Origin of the sequence: Halobacillus shinanisalinarum, assembly GCF_022919835.1 — a bacterium.
Classification (GTDB): Bacteria; Bacillota; Bacilli; order Bacillales; family Halobacillaceae; genus Halobacillus_A; species Halobacillus_A shinanisalinarum.
In genome coordinates this window covers 1364404-1382415 of the sequence record NZ_CP095074.1, presented here as the reverse complement: position 1 = coordinate 1382415, position 18012 = coordinate 1364404, and the positions used below count along the sequence as shown (strand labels likewise).

15 protein-coding genes are annotated in these 18012 nt (G+C 40.8%); 9 read left to right on the top strand and 6 right to left on the bottom strand.

The genetic code is table 11. From position 1 onward, the window contains the following. Positions 1-182 precede the first annotated feature (182 nt). Genes MUO14_RS06980 through MUO14_RS06950 form a run of 7 tightly spaced genes read left to right on the top strand, consistent with a single transcriptional unit; the run spans position 183 to position 6715 of the window. Complete coding sequence (locus tag MUO14_RS06980; protein WP_244754527.1) at positions 183-2240, top strand: BglG family transcription antiterminator; 2058 nt, start codon at positions 183-185, stop codon at positions 2238-2240. 39 nt (positions 2241-2279) lie between these two features. Then, positions 2280-2765, top strand: a complete 486-nt coding sequence (locus MUO14_RS06975) for a PTS sugar transporter subunit IIA (protein WP_244754526.1) — start codon at positions 2280-2282, stop codon at positions 2763-2765. 2 nt (positions 2766-2767) lie between these two features. Continuing rightward, positions 2768-3052 carry a PTS sugar transporter subunit IIB gene (locus MUO14_RS06970; protein WP_244754525.1) on the top strand — a complete coding sequence of 95 codons (285 nt, stop codon included), beginning with the start codon at positions 2768-2770 and terminating at the stop codon, positions 3050-3052. Between the two features lie 56 nt (positions 3053-3108). Further along, the gene (locus tag MUO14_RS06965; protein WP_244754524.1) at positions 3109-4368 is read left to right on the top strand and encodes a galactitol-specific PTS transporter subunit IIC; all 1260 of its coding nucleotides are present in this window, start codon (positions 3109-3111) and stop codon (positions 4366-4368) included. A gap of 45 nt (positions 4369-4413) precedes the next feature. After that, entirely contained in the window at positions 4414-5445 is a 1032-nt protein-coding gene (locus MUO14_RS06960) for a zinc-binding dehydrogenase (protein ID WP_244754523.1), read from the top strand. A gap of 29 nt (positions 5446-5474) precedes the next feature. Next, positions 5475-5633, top strand: coding sequence for a hypothetical protein (locus MUO14_RS06955; protein ID WP_244754522.1), 159 nt, complete (start codon positions 5475-5477; stop codon positions 5631-5633). 29 nt (positions 5634-5662) lie between these two features. Next, positions 5663-6715, top strand: a complete 1053-nt coding sequence (locus MUO14_RS06950) for a galactitol-1-phosphate 5-dehydrogenase (RefSeq protein WP_244754521.1) — start codon at positions 5663-5665, stop codon at positions 6713-6715. Between the two features lie 65 nt (positions 6716-6780). Here MUO14_RS06950 and MUO14_RS06945 read toward each other — a convergent pair whose 3' ends face one another. Beyond that, the gene (locus MUO14_RS06945) at positions 6781-7629 is read right to left on the bottom strand and encodes a coiled-coil domain-containing protein (RefSeq protein WP_244754520.1); all 849 of its coding nucleotides are present in this window, start codon (positions 7627-7629) and stop codon (positions 6781-6783) included. A gap of 634 nt (positions 7630-8263) precedes the next feature. Between MUO14_RS06945 and MUO14_RS06940 the strand changes: the two genes are divergently transcribed. Then, the gene (locus MUO14_RS06940; protein WP_396265811.1) at positions 8264-9823 is read left to right on the top strand and encodes a BCCT family transporter; all 1560 of its coding nucleotides are present in this window, start codon (positions 8264-8266) and stop codon (positions 9821-9823) included. 497 nt (positions 9824-10320) lie between these two features. Here MUO14_RS06940 and MUO14_RS06935 read toward each other — a convergent pair whose 3' ends face one another. From MUO14_RS06935 to rbsK, 5 genes are all read right to left on the bottom strand, one after another. Further along, positions 10321-12426, bottom strand: coding sequence for an SA1320 family protein (locus MUO14_RS06935; RefSeq protein WP_244754519.1), 2106 nt, complete (start codon positions 12424-12426; stop codon positions 10321-10323). 15 nt (positions 12427-12441) lie between these two features. Continuing rightward, on the bottom strand, positions 12442-13365 hold the full coding sequence (locus MUO14_RS06930; RefSeq protein ID WP_244754518.1) for a DUF1672 family protein: 924 nt from the start codon (positions 13363-13365) through the stop codon (positions 12442-12444). Positions 13366-14071: 706 nt separating this feature from the next. Further along, positions 14072-14335, bottom strand: a complete 264-nt coding sequence (locus tag MUO14_RS24535; protein ID WP_318036017.1) for a hypothetical protein — start codon at positions 14333-14335, stop codon at positions 14072-14074. 618 nt (positions 14336-14953) lie between these two features. Further along, positions 14954-15877, bottom strand: coding sequence for a nucleoside hydrolase (locus MUO14_RS06920; protein WP_244754516.1), 924 nt, complete (start codon positions 15875-15877; stop codon positions 14954-14956). A 52-nt stretch (positions 15878-15929) separates the two neighbouring features. Next, positions 15930-16868, bottom strand: a complete 939-nt coding sequence (gene rbsK, locus MUO14_RS06915; RefSeq protein WP_244754515.1) for a ribokinase — start codon at positions 16866-16868, stop codon at positions 15930-15932. Positions 16869-17346: 478 nt separating this feature from the next. Here rbsK and MUO14_RS06910 point away from each other — a divergent pair, with 478 nt between their 5' ends. Then, the gene (locus tag MUO14_RS06910) at positions 17347-17991 is read left to right on the top strand and encodes an excalibur calcium-binding domain-containing protein (protein WP_244754514.1); all 645 of its coding nucleotides are present in this window, start codon (positions 17347-17349) and stop codon (positions 17989-17991) included. Positions 17992-18012: the final 21 nt, after the last annotated feature.

Here is an 18012-nt window from a genome sequence, read left to right as displayed (position 1 = left end):
TGCTTGGGGAGTTGTGGTTAGTACCCCTTATACTAATGAATTACTGAATAAACTTGTGCATCAACTGTGTTTTTTAATGTTAATCACTATGTTGTACATTAAATGTACGTTTGTTTGAGATGAAAGCGTATACATTCAGCTTTTTCTGAATGCTACAATAAATTTTGAAAGGGGGCCTAAGGTTGTCACTTGATGACAGAAGTAAGCGGATTTTGGATAAATTGGTCAGCAATCCAAGCATCACTAGTATGGATCTTGAGAAGAAATATGACTTAACTCGTCGACAGCTCGGATATAGCTTCAATAAAATCAATGAGTGGCTGATGACCAAGAACCTTCCAGTGATAGAGAGAACGAGAAGGGGTCACTTTATCATTGAACAATCCGTTTTTACGAAGCTTAATGGTGAAGAAGAAAGTCCCGCCCTAGACAAAACTGTTCTTTCGGAGAATCAACGAGTTTATCTTATTATCATGATGCTGCTAAGCAGCGAGGAAGAGCTTTCCCTTAATCATTTTACGATCGAGTTGGATGTGAGTAAAAATACCATTCTTAGTGATATGAAGCGTGTAAAGAACGAATTAAACGATTATGACTTGACCATTCAGTATACAAGAAAAGCCGGTTATTTACTTGAGGGTAATGAGTTTCAGATTCGAAAACTACTTATTCATGTCACCTATCAATTGCTGCAAGTGCATAGTGGGCAAAATAAGATAAAAGAATTAGCCAATATTGAAAAAAAACAATTACATGAATTTAATCAACGAATTGAAAAAGTAGAGAGCAAGCTGAACTTGAAATTTACCGATGAAAAATTGGCAACGATGCCTTATATTCTTATTTTAAATTTAAGAAGGATTGAGCAAGGCAATGAAATTAACTCCTTTTCTATCGAGTATGAGGAATTATCCGATACGAAAGAATATCAGGCGACAGAGGAAATTTTCCATGACTCCAGGCAAATCCCTGTTGAAGAACGCTTGTTTATCACACTGCATCTATTGACGACAAATGTATATTGGTCGGAATATTTAACGGATGATGATGCGATCCCGAGATTGGTCCCAGCCATCGATAACATGCTGCGTTTATTTGAAAAGAGTGCCTGTATTTATCTGCAGGGCCGTGAGCAGTTGATGAATAAACTGCTGCAGCATATCAAGCCCGCCTATTATCGAATTAAATATCAACTTACTGAAACGATGGATATGCAAGATTCTTTAAATAAGGAATTCAAGGAATTGCACCATCTGGTCAAACGGTCAACTGGGCCTCTGAAGGATTTAATCGGCAGTGATATTCCTGAGAGCGAAACAACCTATATCACTATGCTGATTGGTGGATGGATGACGAAGCAGGGTGACAGCATTGAGAAAAAGATAAAGGCGATTGTTGTCTGTCCCCAAGGAGTGTCGGTTTCAAGACTGATGTTTACTGAATTAAGGGAGCTATTTCCGGGATTTGTGTTTCTAGATTCCTTGTCTGTACGAGAATTTCTTGACTACGGCTTGGATTACGATATCGTTTTTTCTCCAACATCTTTGGAGACAGATAAAAAACTGTTTATTTCCAATGCTTTTCTTGGGCACGAGGAAAAATACCGGCTGCGCAAACAAGTCATGCTTGAGCTGCACGGTTATATTCCAAGGGACATTAACGTTGATCATTTAATCGACATTATAAGAAATAATGCAGTGATCAAAGATGAAAAGACTCTGACCGAAGATTTACAAAAGTATATTGATCGAGATGAAGAAGCATCCGTTAAACAACCTATGAAAACTAGGGAGATAAATCTAAATGACCTCATTCCGGCAAATCATATAACAATTAGAAATTCAGTCCAATCTTGGGAGGAAGCCATCCATGTAAGTGCAAAGCCATTAGTTGAGAGCGGTAAAATTGAGCGGGAGTATGTGGAAGCGATGATACGTCGTACGGGTGAGGATCCCTACATTGTCATTGGTCCAAACATCGCGATCCCGCATGCAGCCCCTGAAGAAGGCGTCAATGAAGTGGGAATGAGCCTTTTAAGGTTGGAAGAGGGCGTGAATTTTACAAAGGATTACAGGATAAATCTAGTGGTTGTCATCGCTGCAGTAGATAAGCAGCAGCATATCCATGGATTAATGCAGCTAATGAAGCTTGCTGGTTCGGAAACAGACCGAAATCGTGTCATAAGCGCTGATTCAGTCGAAGAGATTCAAAAGATGATTGCATTATATTCCGTCGATTGAACAAGCCGCCATTATAAAAGCAGATCGTGAGGTTAGAAAATGAGAGATGTCTATTTGGATGAATCTGTCATTCTACTCGATGTAGAAGGTGTCGCGAAAGAAGAAATTTTAACAGTAATGGGCCGAAATCTAGTGGATAAGGGGCTTGTTAAGGAAAGCTTTATCCAAGCTATTATTGCACGAGAAGGGGAATTTGCCACAGGTTTACCAACAGCCGGTATTTCTGTAGCCATTCCACACACTGATGTAGAGCACGTAAACAGAAAAACCATCAGCGTAGGAGTTTTAAAAAAAGCTGTTGATTTCGGGGTGATGGGGGATGAAAGTGAGATCACACCTGTGAAACTAGTATTTATGCTGGCCATGGATGAAGCTCATTCCCAACTATCCCTGTTACAACAGTTAATGCAAATCTTCCAAAGTGAAGAGACTTTGAAGTATTTAGTAAGTGAAAAAGATAAAACCAGCATTAAACATCTACTAGAAGAAAAATTAGACTTTATGGCATGTAAAGGAGATGAGTAAGAATGGAGAAGAAACAAGTATTGGTCGCGTGTGGAGCAGGGATTGCAACATCTACGGTGGTTAACGGGGCTATTGAAGAAATGGCAAAAGAACATAACCTTAAGGTTGATTTAGTTCAAATTAAAATTGCTGAAGTAGACAGCTATGTAGATACCGCAGATTTACTCGTAACAACTGCGATGACGAAGAAAGAATATCCATTCCCAGTTATTAATGCACGTTCATTCCTAACCGGTATTGGAACAGAAGATACGAAAAAGCAAATATTAGAGGAGCTGCAGAAATAAAAAAGCTCGATTTTTGACGGAGAGGTTCGCTTTAAAATGTGGGGAGGATGAAATAGATGCAAGGGTTTGTTGATATTATACAAGGCTTTTTAGATTTAGGAGCAACAGTAATCCTGCCGGTTGCCATCTTCTTATTAGGTTTACTATTTGGTCAGAAACCAGGTAAAGCCTTTCGCTCCGGTTTAACGATCGGTGTGGCTTTCGTTGGTATTTTCTTAGTTGTAGATTTACTTGTTAATAATTTGGGGCCTGCAGCCCAAGGGATGGTTGATAGATTAGGAGTAGAATTAAACGTTATTGATGTAGGTTGGCCGGCGACATCGTCCATTGCCTGGGCATCAGTGGTCGCAGCTTTTATCATTCCGCTTGGTTTAGCTGTAAACGTTATCATGCTCGTTACGAAGACGACGAAAACCATGAACGTGGACATTTGGAACTATTGGCACTATACATTTATGGCTGCCTTGGTATACGCGATTTCAGGGAGCATCATCCAAGGTCTCATCGCTGCAGTACTATTCCAGATTGTCTGTCTTAAAGTCGCTGACTGGACAGCACCTATGGTTAGCGAATTCTATGAATTACCTGGGGTCTCCATCGCAACGGGCAGTACCATTTCCTATGCCCCAGGGATCTTCCTCGTAAAGTTACTGCAAAAAATCCCTGGAGTTAGAAATTGGAATGCTGATCCTGATACGATTCAAAAACGATTTGGCATTTTTGGTGAATCGATTTTCATAGGGCTGTTTTTGGGAGCGGCTATCGGGGTCCTTGCAGGTTACAATGCTGGGGAAGTGATCGAAATTGGTATGGCCATGGCTGCGGTTATGGTATTGATGCCGCGTATGGTAAAGATTCTTATGGAAGGGTTAATGCCTGTATCCGAATCAGCCCGAGAATGGTTATCCAAGCGATTTGGTGATCGAGAAATTTATATCGGACTTGATGCAGCTGTCGCCCTCGGGCATCCCGCGGTCATTTCCACAGCCCTGATTCTCGTTCCGATTACAGTTGTTTTAGCCGTCATTTTACCAGGGAACTCCCTACTGCCGTTTGGTGACTTGGCTACAATTCCGTTTATTGTAGCCTTTATTGTCGGCGGTGCCAGAGGGAATATTGTTCATTCCGTTATTGTAGGGACAATTATGATTGCGTTGTCGCTCTATATGGCAACAGATGTGGCACCAGTTTTCACAGAGATGGCGATCAATACTGACTTTAATATGCCGGAAGGGTCAGCCAAAATTTCAAGTATTGACCAGGGTGGTAACTTAGTCAACTGGATTATCTTTAAGTTATTTAGCCTATTTAATTAATCCGATTAAATCACACAGAAATAGATTGAACTGGAGGAGTTCAACATGAAAGCACTAGTAAAAACAGAACTCGGATTTGGACATTTAGAAATTCAGGATAAAGAAGAACCACAAGTCGGTAAAGATCAAGTGAAAATTGAAGTGATCTATGCAGGAATCTGTGGGTCTGATATTCATACCTATGAAGGGCATTACAAAGTTGGCGTCCCCGTGACATTAGGGCACGAATTTTCCGGAAAAGTTGTTGAAGTTGGCGAAGGGGTAACAGAATTTAAGGCTGGCGACCGCGTGACTTCAGAAACGACATTCTATATTTGCGGTGAATGTGAATATTGTAAGGCCGGTGATTACAACCTCTGTAACCATAGAAAAGGACTGGGCACCCAGCAAGATGGCGGCTTTGCAAAGTATTTAATTGCCCGTAAATACAGTGTCCATCACCTTCCTGATCATGTAGATGACCAATCCGCAGCCATGACAGAACCGTTGGCATGTACACATCACGCCGTTATGAAAACGGAGATCAATGAGGGAGACATTGTCGTTGTCATTGGCCCTGGACCGATTGGTTTGTTTACGGCCCAGGTTGCTAAAAGCCAAGGGGCTAAAGTTCTGATCACAGGATTAACGAACGATAAGGTCCGTTTAGATAAAGCGAGAGAATTAGGAATCGACTATGCAGTGGATACGCAAGAAAAGGATATTAATGAACTGGTGAACAGCCTGACAAATGGCTATGGGGCAGATGTTGTTTTTGAATGCTCGGGCGCAGCCCCTGCCGCCAAACAAGGACTTGATCTGTTACGTAAAAAAGGGCAATACGGCCAGGTGGGAATTTTTGCTCAACCAGAAGTTTCCTTCGATCTTGAAAAAATCATTCAAAAAGAAATCCGCGTTGTAGGGAGCAGAAGTCAAAAGTCAGCGGACTGGGAACCCTCTCTTGAATTAATGAATAACGGAAGTGTCAACGCCAAAGCGATGGTGACACATCAATTTGATATTACCCAATGGGAAGAAGCATATCAGGCCATTAAAAGTGGGAAAGCGATCAAAGTATTATTAACTCCTGTTGATTAAATGGATTCTTAACGAAATGAGGGGATACGATGACAGATGCACTGTTGGATTTTATGTTAGGCCCCATGCGGGTCATCGGTGATGTTTACTATGAATACCAAGTGATCTTCAACACACTTGTCGTAGGTTTCGCCTTATATAAAATGATTTTCAGAGGAAAGAAAACTCAACAATCATCAGCCAACTAGTAAAGGATCGATAGAAAGGGGGAAGAAAGATGAGAGCCCTTAATCTTTATGACGAACAAGATATACGTTTTGAAGAATCGCCAGAACCGATCATTGAACAAACAGATGACGTTATCGTCAAAGTAAAAGCGGTTGGGATTTGTGGTTCAGATATATCTAGATACAAAAAGCTAGGCCCCTATGTAGAAGGGATGACATTTGGCCACGAATTTGCAGGAGAAGTTACTGAAGTTGGCGCGGATGTTGAAGGCATTAAGGTCGGTGATCGCGTGGCAGGCTGCCCAACTTACTATTGTGGTGAATGTCTAAGCTGTCAAAAAGGTGAGTTATCACGCTGTGAAAAACTAACCGTAATAGGAGCTCGTCATCCCGGCGCCTATGCCGAATATGTAAAACTGCCAGCAGAGCATATCGTCCCACTTCCAGACAATGTAGATTACGATACAGCAGCATTGGTGGAACCATCTTCTGTTGTAGCCCACGGTTTTTACCGTACAAGTATTCAGCCAGGGGCAGAAGTAGCGATTATGGGATGTGGAAGTATCGGGTTACTAGCCGTCCAATGGGCAAAAATTTTCGGCGCAAAAAAAGTGTATGCTATAGATATTGACGATACAAAGCTCGAAGTGGCCAAGCAAGTGGGGGCTGATGTATTAATAAATTCGCTAGATAAACCAGCACATGAGCAGATTCTTGAACAAACAAAAGATATCGGGGTTGATTTAGCAGTAGAATCAGCAGGATCTCCCATTACTTCTGCCCAAGTATTTGCTGTTCCTAAAAAAGGCGGGGAAGTCGTCTTCATGGGGATCCCTTACTCTGATATTAATATTGAACGTTTTTATTTTGAAAAAATTGTACGGAATGAGTTAAAAGTATTGGGGTCGTGGAATGCAATTTCGGCTCCTTTTCCAGGGAAAGAGTGGCGATCTTCGATTCACTATATGAGTACGGGTCAGATTAACGTTAAACCGATGATTTCTCATCAGTTGGACTTGAAAGACGGACCTGAAACGTTTGATCATTTGATTAATAGAAGGGGTTCTTATGTGAAGGTGTTGTTTTATCCTGAGAAAGGGTAAGTAAGAATAGGGACAGAATTGTGTGTTTTCCACAACGCTGTCCTTTTTTGCACTGCACACTAATATTAATCAACTGGAATTAACTTTATTTTTCCGTGCGTCTCTATGACATTTCCTTCTTCAGTAAAAAATACATAATCCCCACTACCGTGATCGTTCCCTAATATTGTATTAACGATTGCATAACCATCGGAATCATATACGAAGAAGTTGGTTCCGCGGCCAACATTGGTTACTTGATACCGTCCCACTGGTATATCGGGGCCTACCGTGTACTGACCGGCAATGAGCGAAATTGGTTCAGTTTTCTTTTTATTAATTACATTCCCGATGTTTTCTAATTCGCTTTCTTTAGTTTGAATTTTGTCTTCGAGTGCAGTTAACTCATTTTCTTCCGTTTTAATTTTATCTTTAAGGGTAATTAACTCACTTTCTTTAGACTTAATTTCACTATCTTTACTACCGATTTTATCATTTGCTGAATCGACCTCCTTCCCCAGTTTTTCAATCTCTTTTAGGAGTGCGTCCTTTTTGTCTATATAAGATGTGACTTCGACAAATTCCTCTTTTTTACTGTTTAGGTTATCCTTCTCAACTTCAATCTCATCTTTTATTTTCGTTAATTCCTTTTGAGAGTCACTAATTTCATCTTTCACTTGCTCAAATTCAACTTCAATTTTCTTAACTTCTTCTTTCATTTTCTCCTTTTCTTTGTAAATCGTAGATGCCCTTAAAGTCTCCTCATGAGTAGGGGGTGGGGAAGTGGTTATACCTACAAAGAAACTAACAACGAAAATAGTTAAGATTATGGCATTTCGTTTAAGTTTACCGTTTTTCATAATGAGTCCAAATAGTAACACTACAATCATTACGACAACACCTGCAAGCCCTAACATCATTAGAAACATGGACATTGTTCAAACCTCCCATTTCTCTTTATTAAAATAATTATACTCACGGCCCCTGAAATGTATATAATTATTTTTTGAAATTTGGGGGATTTTCTATGCGTACGAGCACAGGTCTAACATATGTTGGGTAAGGTGCGCATCTATCCCGACCTTGCTGTTTGAGCTGGGAAGGTCATGGGTGCTCTAATTCAAAAATTCCGCGGCTGCCTTCTTCCTCGCGTTCCCAAGTCAGTTTCCTTACAAAGAGTATGTACCACAGACACCCACGGAAAACTGATGCACCCTCGTTTCACAGGGCTGGGGGATAGCCTGTTGCACTTCATTTCACCTAAATGTGTTGTGGACTTTTACACGGGTGTTGAGCCGGAATAACTGGCAATTCCCCGCCAAAAGGTAACATTCACTTTATACGATTAGGGTTGGAGGGGCAATTGCTGTATAATGAAAAACTGCTGTTATTTGTGCTGTTCCTTTCATCCACTATAGGATAGAAGCCATCGGTTTTTGTAGATGCAATAACTTAGGGGGAAGCAGGACCGTAACATTAAATTGTCCAAGTTCTTGCGCGAAACAATGAACACTAGAGTGAAAATTAGAAAGTCTATCAATCAAGCAATTACTTACATGAGGTGAATGAATGTCAAATCGTTATTGGATTTCTTTAAGGGAAAGAGTGAATTGGCCCGTTTTTATTTTAAGTGGCGGTCTTCTGCTTCTCTTCGTTTTACTTTCAATCTTTAAGGTAGATATGGTGAAAAATTATGTGGATATAGGTTTTGAATTATCGATTCGTTATTTTGGAGTTTATTGGCAATTTCTTTTGTTAGCGACGTTTATTGTAGGGGCTGTGATCGCTTTCTCAAAATATGGACAAGTAAAGCTTGGTAACCCGAGTAAACAGCCGGAGATGAGCCTTTTCAAATTTATTGCTATTGTCGTTACTTCAGGACTCGGAGCTGGCGGAGTTTTCTGGGCTGCCGCCGAGCCGATGTATTATTTCATGGAAGTTCCACCTATGTACACAGGGATTACGGCTGGGACGAAAGAGGCGGTGGCGCCGGCACTTGCTCAAAGTTATATGTCATGGGGGTTTACGGCTTGGGCAGTTTATGGTGCTATCAGCACAATTGTGATTATGTATACCCATCATCATAAGGGCATGCCCCTGAAGCCGAGAACACTTTTGTACCCTATTTTTGGCGAAAAAATTCGTAATAGTATTTGGGGAACACTGGCTGATGTTTTTTGTATTATTGGAGCGGCTGCTGGAACGATCGGCCCCATCGGGTTCCTTGGCTTACAAGTGAGTTATGGGGTCAACGCTGTGTTTGGATGGCCTGACACGTTTAGTACGCAGGTTGTCATCATTTTAGCACTCATCACGGTTGTTTTAATTTCTACATTAACTGGTATTGAGAAGGGGATTCAATGGTTAAGTAAAGTAAACATTGTTATGGCAGTTATCATTGCTTTCTTCTTATTATTATTTGGCCCTGGTGGGTTTATCATTGATTCCTTCCTTTCATCCTTTGGGATGTATACCAGCGAATTTATATCGGTTAGTACATTTCGCGCAGATCAGGAGTGGTTAGGAAGTTGGATGCTCTTTTTCTTCGGCTGGTTCATAGGTTTTGGCCCGTTAGTTTCTCTGCTTGTCGCGAGAATCGCTGGGGGACGAAAGATTAGAGAGGTCTTCCTTGTGGTGGCTATTATCGCACCTTTAGCAGCCAATTTTTGGTTTACCATTCTAGGCGGGACAGGAATTTTCCAGGAGTTGAGGAATGCAGGTTCCATCAGTGCTCCTTTAATGGAAGGTGGGCTGCCTGCGGCGATCATCGCCATCGCAGAAAAGATGCCATTAGGCTCCATTATGCCGTTTGTCTTTCTGATTTTAACTATGCTCTTTGTCGTCACTACTGTTGATTCAATGGCCTATTCAATTTCGATGAGTGTGACAGGGGCAGGGAACCCGCCGAAAGTGATTCGTGTGTTCTGGGCAGTGATTATGGCTGTGATTGCTACGATTTTAATTAAAATTGGTGGGGGAGGAATCGGGGCATTGCAATCATTTGTTGTGATTGCTGCTGTTCCCGTCTCCATTTTAATGCTCCCGTTGCTGTGGCATGCGCCCCGGATCGCGAAACAATTAGCTAAAGAACAAGGAATAATAGCAGGAAAATCTGAGAATAAAAGATAAGTGTATAGCTAGTAAACTGTGGAACTTCGAACCCTTTATGAGAAGGGTATCGGGGTTCTTTTGTTTGCCTGTATTTCCCTCAATGGTGAGAGTCACTTGGGCTCACACCTCATTCAGCTTGAGGAAAAAGGTTATATTTTGAAACACATTTTAAAATTCCATGTCACCTTTCCTAACACAAAGATTTAAAGGCTTTAAATAAGATGCTATCTTTATATTAATCAGAATAGGGAAAAAAAGGAGGGATGTAAGATGAAAAAAAACAAAAATGTTAATCCATTTACATTTATAGTGCTGGCTATCAGGCTATCACTGGCTAAAAATTTCTGATAGGAAGGTCAGGAGAGGGAGTGAAAATTACGGTAGGAAAATTAGTAGAGGAGCAATGGGGGGGCGTGCCGTGTTTAGGGAACGAGTCAGGGTAGTTAAAAAACAAAGCCGGAGTTTACATCTCCTTTGGCTTTGTTTTTTATTTATTGGAGTTAGCCTCCAAAAGATTAGCTCATCGTTCCGCGGTTGACTTGCTGATTTAGTAGATTCATATTCCCTAACACACTCTCAGATACTTTTCTTAGGGCAACAACAGCATCTGCTTTATGATCGGATAATTGGTGGACAATGTCTGTGAAAAGCAATTCCATTTCTTCGATAATAGACATGGCTGCAACATTATAAAGGTGCACATTCTGATACCCTGAGTCATGGAAGAGAGCATTGTCTACGTAAGGCTTTAAATTCGTTAATAATACGGGGTAACGGATCATGAGACTGTCAACGCCTTTTCTGATTCCCTCAATGTTGGCGGCAACTTCGTCAAGTGGCTGCAATGTGCTTGCGACACTGCTTTTCACTTTATCATCAAAGTCGGTAAAAATGCTAATCAAAGTCCCAGGCAAACTTCCATGGAGGAGCAATTTGGTTGCTCCTTTAACAGTGCTAGATAAAATTTCTAATGTATTTTCGATAATGGTGAGAAACCATTTCAATCCATTGAATATGGGAAATAAAATACCATGGGTTGAACCAGCGAAAGCTCCAAACGCTGCATCCAGGTGGATATCCTTCATGCGCATTCTTTCTAACATATATGGAGATTCCGCAATGGTGTAAACATTCGTTGGCTGGACCTTGACTCCCCCTTCAATTCCCCCCGTTTTCCCCTCAATAGCCTGCCCTAGACCTTGGTCCTCGCTTTCAAAAGCTGAAGCGATGTCGTGAACCTGTCTTTGATATTCTGTTAATTGATGCAGGACCTTATCCTTATTCCCGTCAATAATTTGATAATGAGCCTGCAATTCGCCAACAACGGCATCAATAAATAGCTCTTTTCCACCTTCAAACAATTCGGGGATTTTGTCGGTAATGATATGTCCTGTCGCACTGGTTAGTTCACTGACTTTGTCTTTTAGGCTGTATAAATAACTTCTGGCTTCGCCAAACAAACTTTCAACGCTGACATTCGTGGAGGCTATATGCTCGAGCAGTTCGGCTGGGGGAGAGTTCAAGATGCCATTTAGGAATCTGCACTGTTCTTCCGCAACGTGCAGTAGGCTAATAAGTCCATCAATGTGGGTCTGGAGGATGTAACCTGATGTTGCAATGCCGTTAAATAACGGATCGCCGATCGTCGCTTCAAAAGCATCTTTAAATATTTCTTGCAGTTGACTGACACGTGTAGTAAAATGATTTCCTTCATGTTCCACAATATCAGTAGAGTTACCTAAGTAGTCTTGAACTAAACTTACTTTATGGATCACACGGTCTTCTAGAGCGGTTGCCAGCAAATGAAGGTTTTCTGGATTAATGTCGATGCGTTCAGTCTGTCCCCCGCCATAAAGAGGCATTCCCGACCAAATACTCGTCACAATGTGTTCGTCTGCTGCCATATAAATTTTCCCGAAACCAGGCTGGCCCTTAACACCAATTGTGTAAAACTGTCCCTCGCCTCCACTTGAGATCCCTGTTGTTTTTTTATAGCCCGTATGGTTTGTGGGAAGGTGTGAAAACTCAGGTACGCCATTATTAATTTCGTAGTGTTTGCCGGGAATTCGATCTCCTAGATTTAAAGATACTTCTGTCTTGGTGAGGACGTCATACTTGCTAAAATAATTGGTGATGTTGTCGTATGTCTTGTTAGGGTCCACCATCCCTTCAGGCAATAGGGCAGGGTTTAAGTTAACTGCCTTTACGTCAGGATTTTTGATCGCCACTGTATTTGTATAAGCCCCTGCTAATGAGTTTCCACTTACGGAACTAATCCCGTATTTCTCATCCATCTCGTTATAATAATCTACGGCGTGTTCGAGTTGGACAGGAGGGATGTCACCGAGCAGTTTGGCGTCGGTGATAACATCTTGTTTATCTCCAGTTCCTGTGTAGACGATGGTATATTCTTTGGTTTCTATGTTTTGAACGGTTATAGCGTCCATACCCGTGGGGTCATCGTAATTTACATCTTTGACAACGAAATCTTTTCCATTAACGGTAAGGGTACTACGCAACTCATGTTTTAAATAGGCACTGTAACCTGATAATTCAACTAAATCTCTATCACTAGTAACAGGTTTTATCATATCTTCTGATGTAGATGTTGATACACCCATTTTACTTTTCACCCCCTATTTTTTGATTATTGGGTCGACTAATCCTTTTTCTAACGTGTTATCTTTGCTTCCCTTACCTGACGACTTAGATATCTTATTGTCATTTAAGAAAATCCCATATGATCCACTTGGGAAATCTGCCGCCTCTTCTATATGTTTACAAATCTCTTCAAATAACTTTTTGTCTGGCTGCACTTGTTTTTTTTCCATAAATAATTGTATAGTAATAAATATCTTTTCCGGCTCAACGGTATCCGGTTGATAAACACTCTGAAGTTCTTCGTTTGTGATTTGAGGATTATCCATATAAGCTTCATATAAATGCTTCAAGGAATCACCGGCAACGTCTGCATAATAATAAGGAGTCATAAGGCCGACAGCCCCGGTATTTTCTATTGCTTCCTCGGTTTTACCTACGACAGGTTTATTTCGTACTAAGTTTTCAAGGTATTTGTCTAACTGGTTAAACGCCTCTTCATTAACTATTCGATAAAGGCCTGTTTGGATCGCTTGTTCCACCTGGCCTTCCTGGGACCATACTCCGTCTAATAAGGGTTGCTCATTCTTTATTGGAATAATGGCATAGGTGTAAAAATGAGGGGCGCCTTTGGATTCAACGAACACAGTAGCTCCGTCTTTCGCGCCTATCAGGTTATGAACGGTTACCTCTGTTTTATATTCGTTTAGAAAGAACTCTTCGACAGCCTTGTCAACCTCTTCACGATGAGCTTCGGCAATCTTATCTGTCTCTTCACCACCATTAAGATCGTAGCCTTGCCCTTTGTAATCTTGGACGCTTACGTATGTACTTCCTTTTTGTGTTTCTTCAGCTGAGTTGCTGTCACCATTTTGGTCATTATTTGATTCGCTCACACCACAACCTCCGATCAGTAACGATATTCCGATAGTAAGTGCCATTATTTTTTTCTTATGTTTCATTAAGTTAAGCCCCCTAAGTATGGTAGGTAGGTGCACAGTTGTATGTATAATTTCTTGTTTAAGAGGATGTTCAAAAAGTCACCAAATGATAAAAGGCGAATGTGGTCGTTGCTCGGTTTTTTTCCGGTCCTCACGTATGAAAGGTCCTTAAACCTTCGCGCCTCGAACTCCTTGCGACGCACAAGGAACGTGCTCGTGTCGACTTTGTCACAGGATGTGACGATCTTTGTCGACATTCTCATTCGTCAGCTTTTTGAACACACACTTTAAATACATAACAAGAAAATCCATGAATATCCATTTCATTATAATAAAACAAGGAGGCCTTGTGAACATAATACAGTATTTTAGTAATAACTAACCCCGCTAAACTGTTCGGTGCAGGGCTTTTTACCCTTTCGCATCATTTTTTCCTTTCTTTACAACTACAACATTGTCTGACTTCACTTGCTTCAAGTGTTACTTTTTATGGCGGCGGCCGGGCTTGTTTTTTAAGAACATGAACTTATTCTTTCGCATTAACAGCTAATTCAAGTTGTGTAGTTATTCTACATAGGATTGCAATCGTGTATTTTCAGGGGACTCATTGATACGCTCTGTACTTCAGTATAATGTAGGTTTAACGATCCGATCGCATTAGTGGGTTGTTCTTTTATACTATAGAGGATATTTTCCAACATTCTAATACAGTTAGGATAATAGTCATTTATAAGCCTCTTATTAGCATCCCATCCTCTTCTCGTACTTTGTCATAGGACTCCAATAGCTGTTCAGGTACCAATGTTCTCCCATATTCCCAAGCATTAGTTTCTATTATTGATTTTAGATTTGCTATTTCTTCTTCTTCCCCATACATTAAAGTCTTTAAATCATGTTTGTGTTTCTTAAAAGTTAAATAATAACCAATCTCATGATAAAGAATAATTTTAACGAAGTCTTCATCAGTCTCCTTAATTCTAATTTTACTCATATAACCGTTAACTTGAAGATAATGAAAGTTTATAGTATTTGTCGATACGTTATAACTCATAGGTGCAGTTAGATTGTTGTTAGATACAAAATCTATATCTAAATTATGCTCTTGTAAGGTGCTTTTAATTATCTTCTCGATATTCCATATGTATAGCATCCCATTAATCACTATCCTTTCAAGTACTTATTTCATTCAGTATAATTTAAGACATTCTTGTTTATCAATATAACTGAATTTTTCGTCAATTGAAACTGTTACGGATCATATAAAGGAGGTAAAAGTACTTTTAGAAATGTTTTGTATTAAATATTCTTTTGAGCACACAGGTGTTAAAAGCGCTACTGCGGTGAGGCGTCTCTCTCTGCTTCACCAGGTGTATAGATCAGGTTTAAGGTGGATGGTTTCATGAGATCCCTAATTAGGAAAAACTTTATACTAAAAAATTTATCTCCTTTTAATTGTGACCCTTCCCAGTGAAGAGAATATAAAAAACACGTCTTGATCCACAGTGGTCAAGACGTGTTACATATGGCTTTCTTTAAGGATTGACAAACACTCATCTTTATTTCAACGATAATGAAATAGTAACAAGTCATTTATAATAATGTCTGACCTTCAGGTAATTCTTTGCAAAAAATGGGATACAAACCGGTCCACATCGATTTCAAGACAAACATCGACGTTCCGCATTCCTTGTTTAACCTCATGAGTATTCCCTAATGACTCTCCCCGTTCTAAGTCAACCTCAACGTGCATTGGTACAGTTTTTACAAACGATGGATCGATCAGAACCCCAACAGCCAGCGGATCATGCAAGGCACAACCACCTAAAGAGGAATCAAATTGATGATAGGCGTCGATATAATAGTTGCAGATGGTTTGCAAAAATTCGTTATAAGCCGATTTAACGTTACTCCATTTGCTCACTTGCTCTGAACTTAGTAGCGTCTGCATGGTCACATCAAGACCAACGAGTGTCACGGGCATGCCTGATTTAAACAAAACAGAAGCCGCTTCTGGGTCGGCGTATATATTTGCCTCTGCGTGGGGTGTGACATTTCCCGGAACGGTAACGGCACCGCCCATGATGACAACACGTTTGGCAAGGTTGACAATGTCGGGATCCTTTTTAATCGCCGTCGCAATATTGGTCTGGGGTCCCACAGCTATAACAGTGACCTGGTGTGGATGTTGTTTGACTTGTTCTATGATGAAGTCGGCTGCTTCAGACGGTAATGGCTTGCGTTCCGGAAGTGGTAAGCCACTGTTGCCAAGCCCGTCTTCTCCGTGGATGCTGGTAGCTTTTGCTTTTATATGGGTACCAGCTAATGGTTTATCTGCTCCTGGAATCACTAGGATCTCGCTTTCAACATTCAGCACATCAAGAACTTGGAGTGTATTTCGGGTCGCCTCTTTTTCTGAAACATTTCCAAAGCTCGTGGTGATTCCTAGTATATTCAATTCAGGGGAATGGACAGCATACGCAATCGCCAGTGCATCATCAATCCCCGTATCGACATCTAAAATAACGTGTTCCATTGTTGTCACCTCTCCAAAATAATAATCTCTGCATAATTATTTAATCAGTAAATCAGTTACCATCTTTGTTGAGTGGGGGCGTGTCAAACGCTTCAACTGCTTTCCTATCAGGCATTCCGGCTTGTGCACCAAACTTTGTAACAGACAAAGCAGACACTTTACTTGCAAAGCTTACCGCTTCAGAAATATCCTTATCCATACCAATAGCGTAGCTAAGACCGGCATTAAAGGCATCGCCTGCCCCTGTAGTATCGACAACAGGAACTTGATAGGCAGGGGCTGTTTTTACAGCTGATTCCTGACTTTTATAAGTCGCCCCTTCCGATCCTAAGGTGGTAATCACATTGTCCACGCCGGATCTCTGTAATATCTCCATCGCTCTGTTCAAATCAAAGCCCTCTTGGTCCATCTTTGATAGAATACCTAACTCAGAGTGATTTGGAGTTATGTAATCAACATTTTGTAATAATTCCTCGGGCAATGAGCGTGCAGGAGCGGGGTTTAAAATAACAGTCTTGCCGAATTTTTTTGCAATCTTAGCCGTAGTTATCACCGTGTCAAGCGGGATTTCCAGCTGAAGGAGGACCAGATCTGCTTTTTCAATAAGGTCTTCGTGCTCTCTTATATCCTCGGGAAGACAATCATCATTGGCACCTGGCACCACAACGATCCGATTGTCGCCTTCAGCTAACAGGATAGATGCAATTCCTGTCGGGGCATGATCGACTTTTTTTATTTGGCCAGTTTCTACTCCGTTATCTTTGAGCGAACGTAAGAGACTGGTACCAAAAGGGTCGTTTCCTACCGCGCCAAGCAACGTAGTCTGGGCGCCGAGTTTTGCTAAAGCTACGGCTTGATTAGCTCCTTTTCCACCGGGAATAAAACTGGAGTGTTGGCCCATGATTGTTTCGCCTGCTAAGGGTGCACGATCTGCCTCGATAACAATATCCATATTCAAACTGCCAACAACTAAGATATTTGGCTCTTTCATGGAGAAGTCCTCCTTTGTAGATGTTCTCGGTTTCATATTATCTTTATCAGCAATCGGTTTCAATTCTTGGTTACATTCCATTTCAGTCGTTCGCTATTATTAATACTGAACCTCACTATTTCGTTAACAAAAACATATAGTTATGGTTACCACTATGGTTGTAACCTATTTGGTAGAATACATGAATAGGTATAGTTAGTCAAATGATAGTTTAGATGAACGATCATTAACGCTTGTGTACGGGGACTTTAAGTAGAGGACTTTTATCTAATCCCAATTTGTAAAACACGTAAAAGTTTGTCTTATCCCCTCTTTTATAGTAGATAATTATCTTTTTCCCTATAGAAAAACGCTTTTTCTATGAGACTAATAAACTATTTTTAGGGTTTACATGTAAAGTAATCTAGTTTATTCTTGTGGTATAGGAAATATATTCTTTGGAAGGGATGATTTTCTAAAAAAAGGGGTATATATTTTAATGATGAAGAAATTAATAGCAGGGATTTTTGCCTTTGTTTTAACAATTGGTGGATTTTCTACATTAAATGTGGCCTATGCAGCTGACACTAAGAATTGTAGTGACTTTGATACACAACAAGAGGCCCAAAGTTTTTGGGATGAAAATGGGTACACTAATGACAATGACCCCCACCAGTTAGAGGGGAATGACGATGATGGTCTCGTATGTGAAAGTCTTCCAGATGGTACTGACAGCCCAGCTGACACAGAGGACACTCCAGAAAATGAGGAGTCGGCAGAAGAAGCTGCTCCAGTTAGCGATAAGGACTGTAAACATTTTGCCACACAGCAAGAAGCACAGAATTTTTGGGAAAAGAATGGTTATTCCAAGGACAACGACCCGCATCGCCTAGATCGAGACAAGGATGGAATCCCATGTGAAGAAGACGGTTCCGATGTTTCTGAGCAATCTGGCGAGCAAGGTACTTCAGAAGAGGGAACCACTCAACAAGACGATACCACTGCTGGAACAGATAGTAGCGATCAAGAACAAGGCGGAGAGCTTCCAAACACATCTACTTCATATGCTACATACACATTATTTGGATTAGCACTTGTTGTTTTAGGTGGATCACTTTTCGCGATTCGTAAGCGTTACCAATAATATATTAATAAAATCATCCTT

Coding starts and splice junctions, on each gene's coding strand:
- MUO14_RS06975 (WP_244754526.1), top strand. CDS start 2,280: ATGAGAGATGTCTATTTGGATGAATCTGTCATTCTACTCGATGTAGAA.
- MUO14_RS24535 (WP_318036017.1), bottom strand. CDS start 14,335: ATGAGTAAAATTAGAATTAAGGAGACTGATGAAGACTTCGTTAAAATT.
- MUO14_RS06935 (WP_244754519.1), bottom strand. CDS start 12,426: ATGGGTGTATCAACATCTACATCAGAAGATATGATAAAACCTGTTACT.
- MUO14_RS06920 (WP_244754516.1), bottom strand. CDS start 15,877: ATGGAACACGTTATTTTAGATGTCGATACGGGGATTGATGATGCACTG.
- MUO14_RS06960 (WP_244754523.1), top strand. CDS start 4,414: ATGAAAGCACTAGTAAAAACAGAACTCGGATTTGGACATTTAGAAATT.
- MUO14_RS06940 (WP_396265811.1), top strand. CDS start 8,264: ATGTCAAATCGTTATTGGATTTCTTTAAGGGAAAGAGTGAATTGGCCC.
- rbsK (WP_244754515.1), bottom strand. CDS start 16,868: ATGAAAGAGCCAAATATCTTAGTTGTTGGCAGTTTGAATATGGATATT.
- MUO14_RS06910 (WP_244754514.1), top strand. CDS start 17,347: ATGATGAAGAAATTAATAGCAGGGATTTTTGCCTTTGTTTTAACAATT.
- MUO14_RS06965 (WP_244754524.1), top strand. CDS start 3,109: ATGCAAGGGTTTGTTGATATTATACAAGGCTTTTTAGATTTAGGAGCA.
- MUO14_RS06970 (WP_244754525.1), top strand. CDS start 2,768: ATGGAGAAGAAACAAGTATTGGTCGCGTGTGGAGCAGGGATTGCAACA.
- MUO14_RS06945 (WP_244754520.1), bottom strand. CDS start 7,629: ATGTCCATGTTTCTAATGATGTTAGGGCTTGCAGGTGTTGTCGTAATG.
- MUO14_RS06950 (WP_244754521.1), top strand. CDS start 5,663: ATGAGAGCCCTTAATCTTTATGACGAACAAGATATACGTTTTGAAGAA.
- MUO14_RS06955 (WP_244754522.1), top strand. CDS start 5,475: ATGACAGATGCACTGTTGGATTTTATGTTAGGCCCCATGCGGGTCATC.
- MUO14_RS06930 (WP_244754518.1), bottom strand. CDS start 13,365: ATGAAACATAAGAAAAAAATAATGGCACTTACTATCGGAATATCGTTA.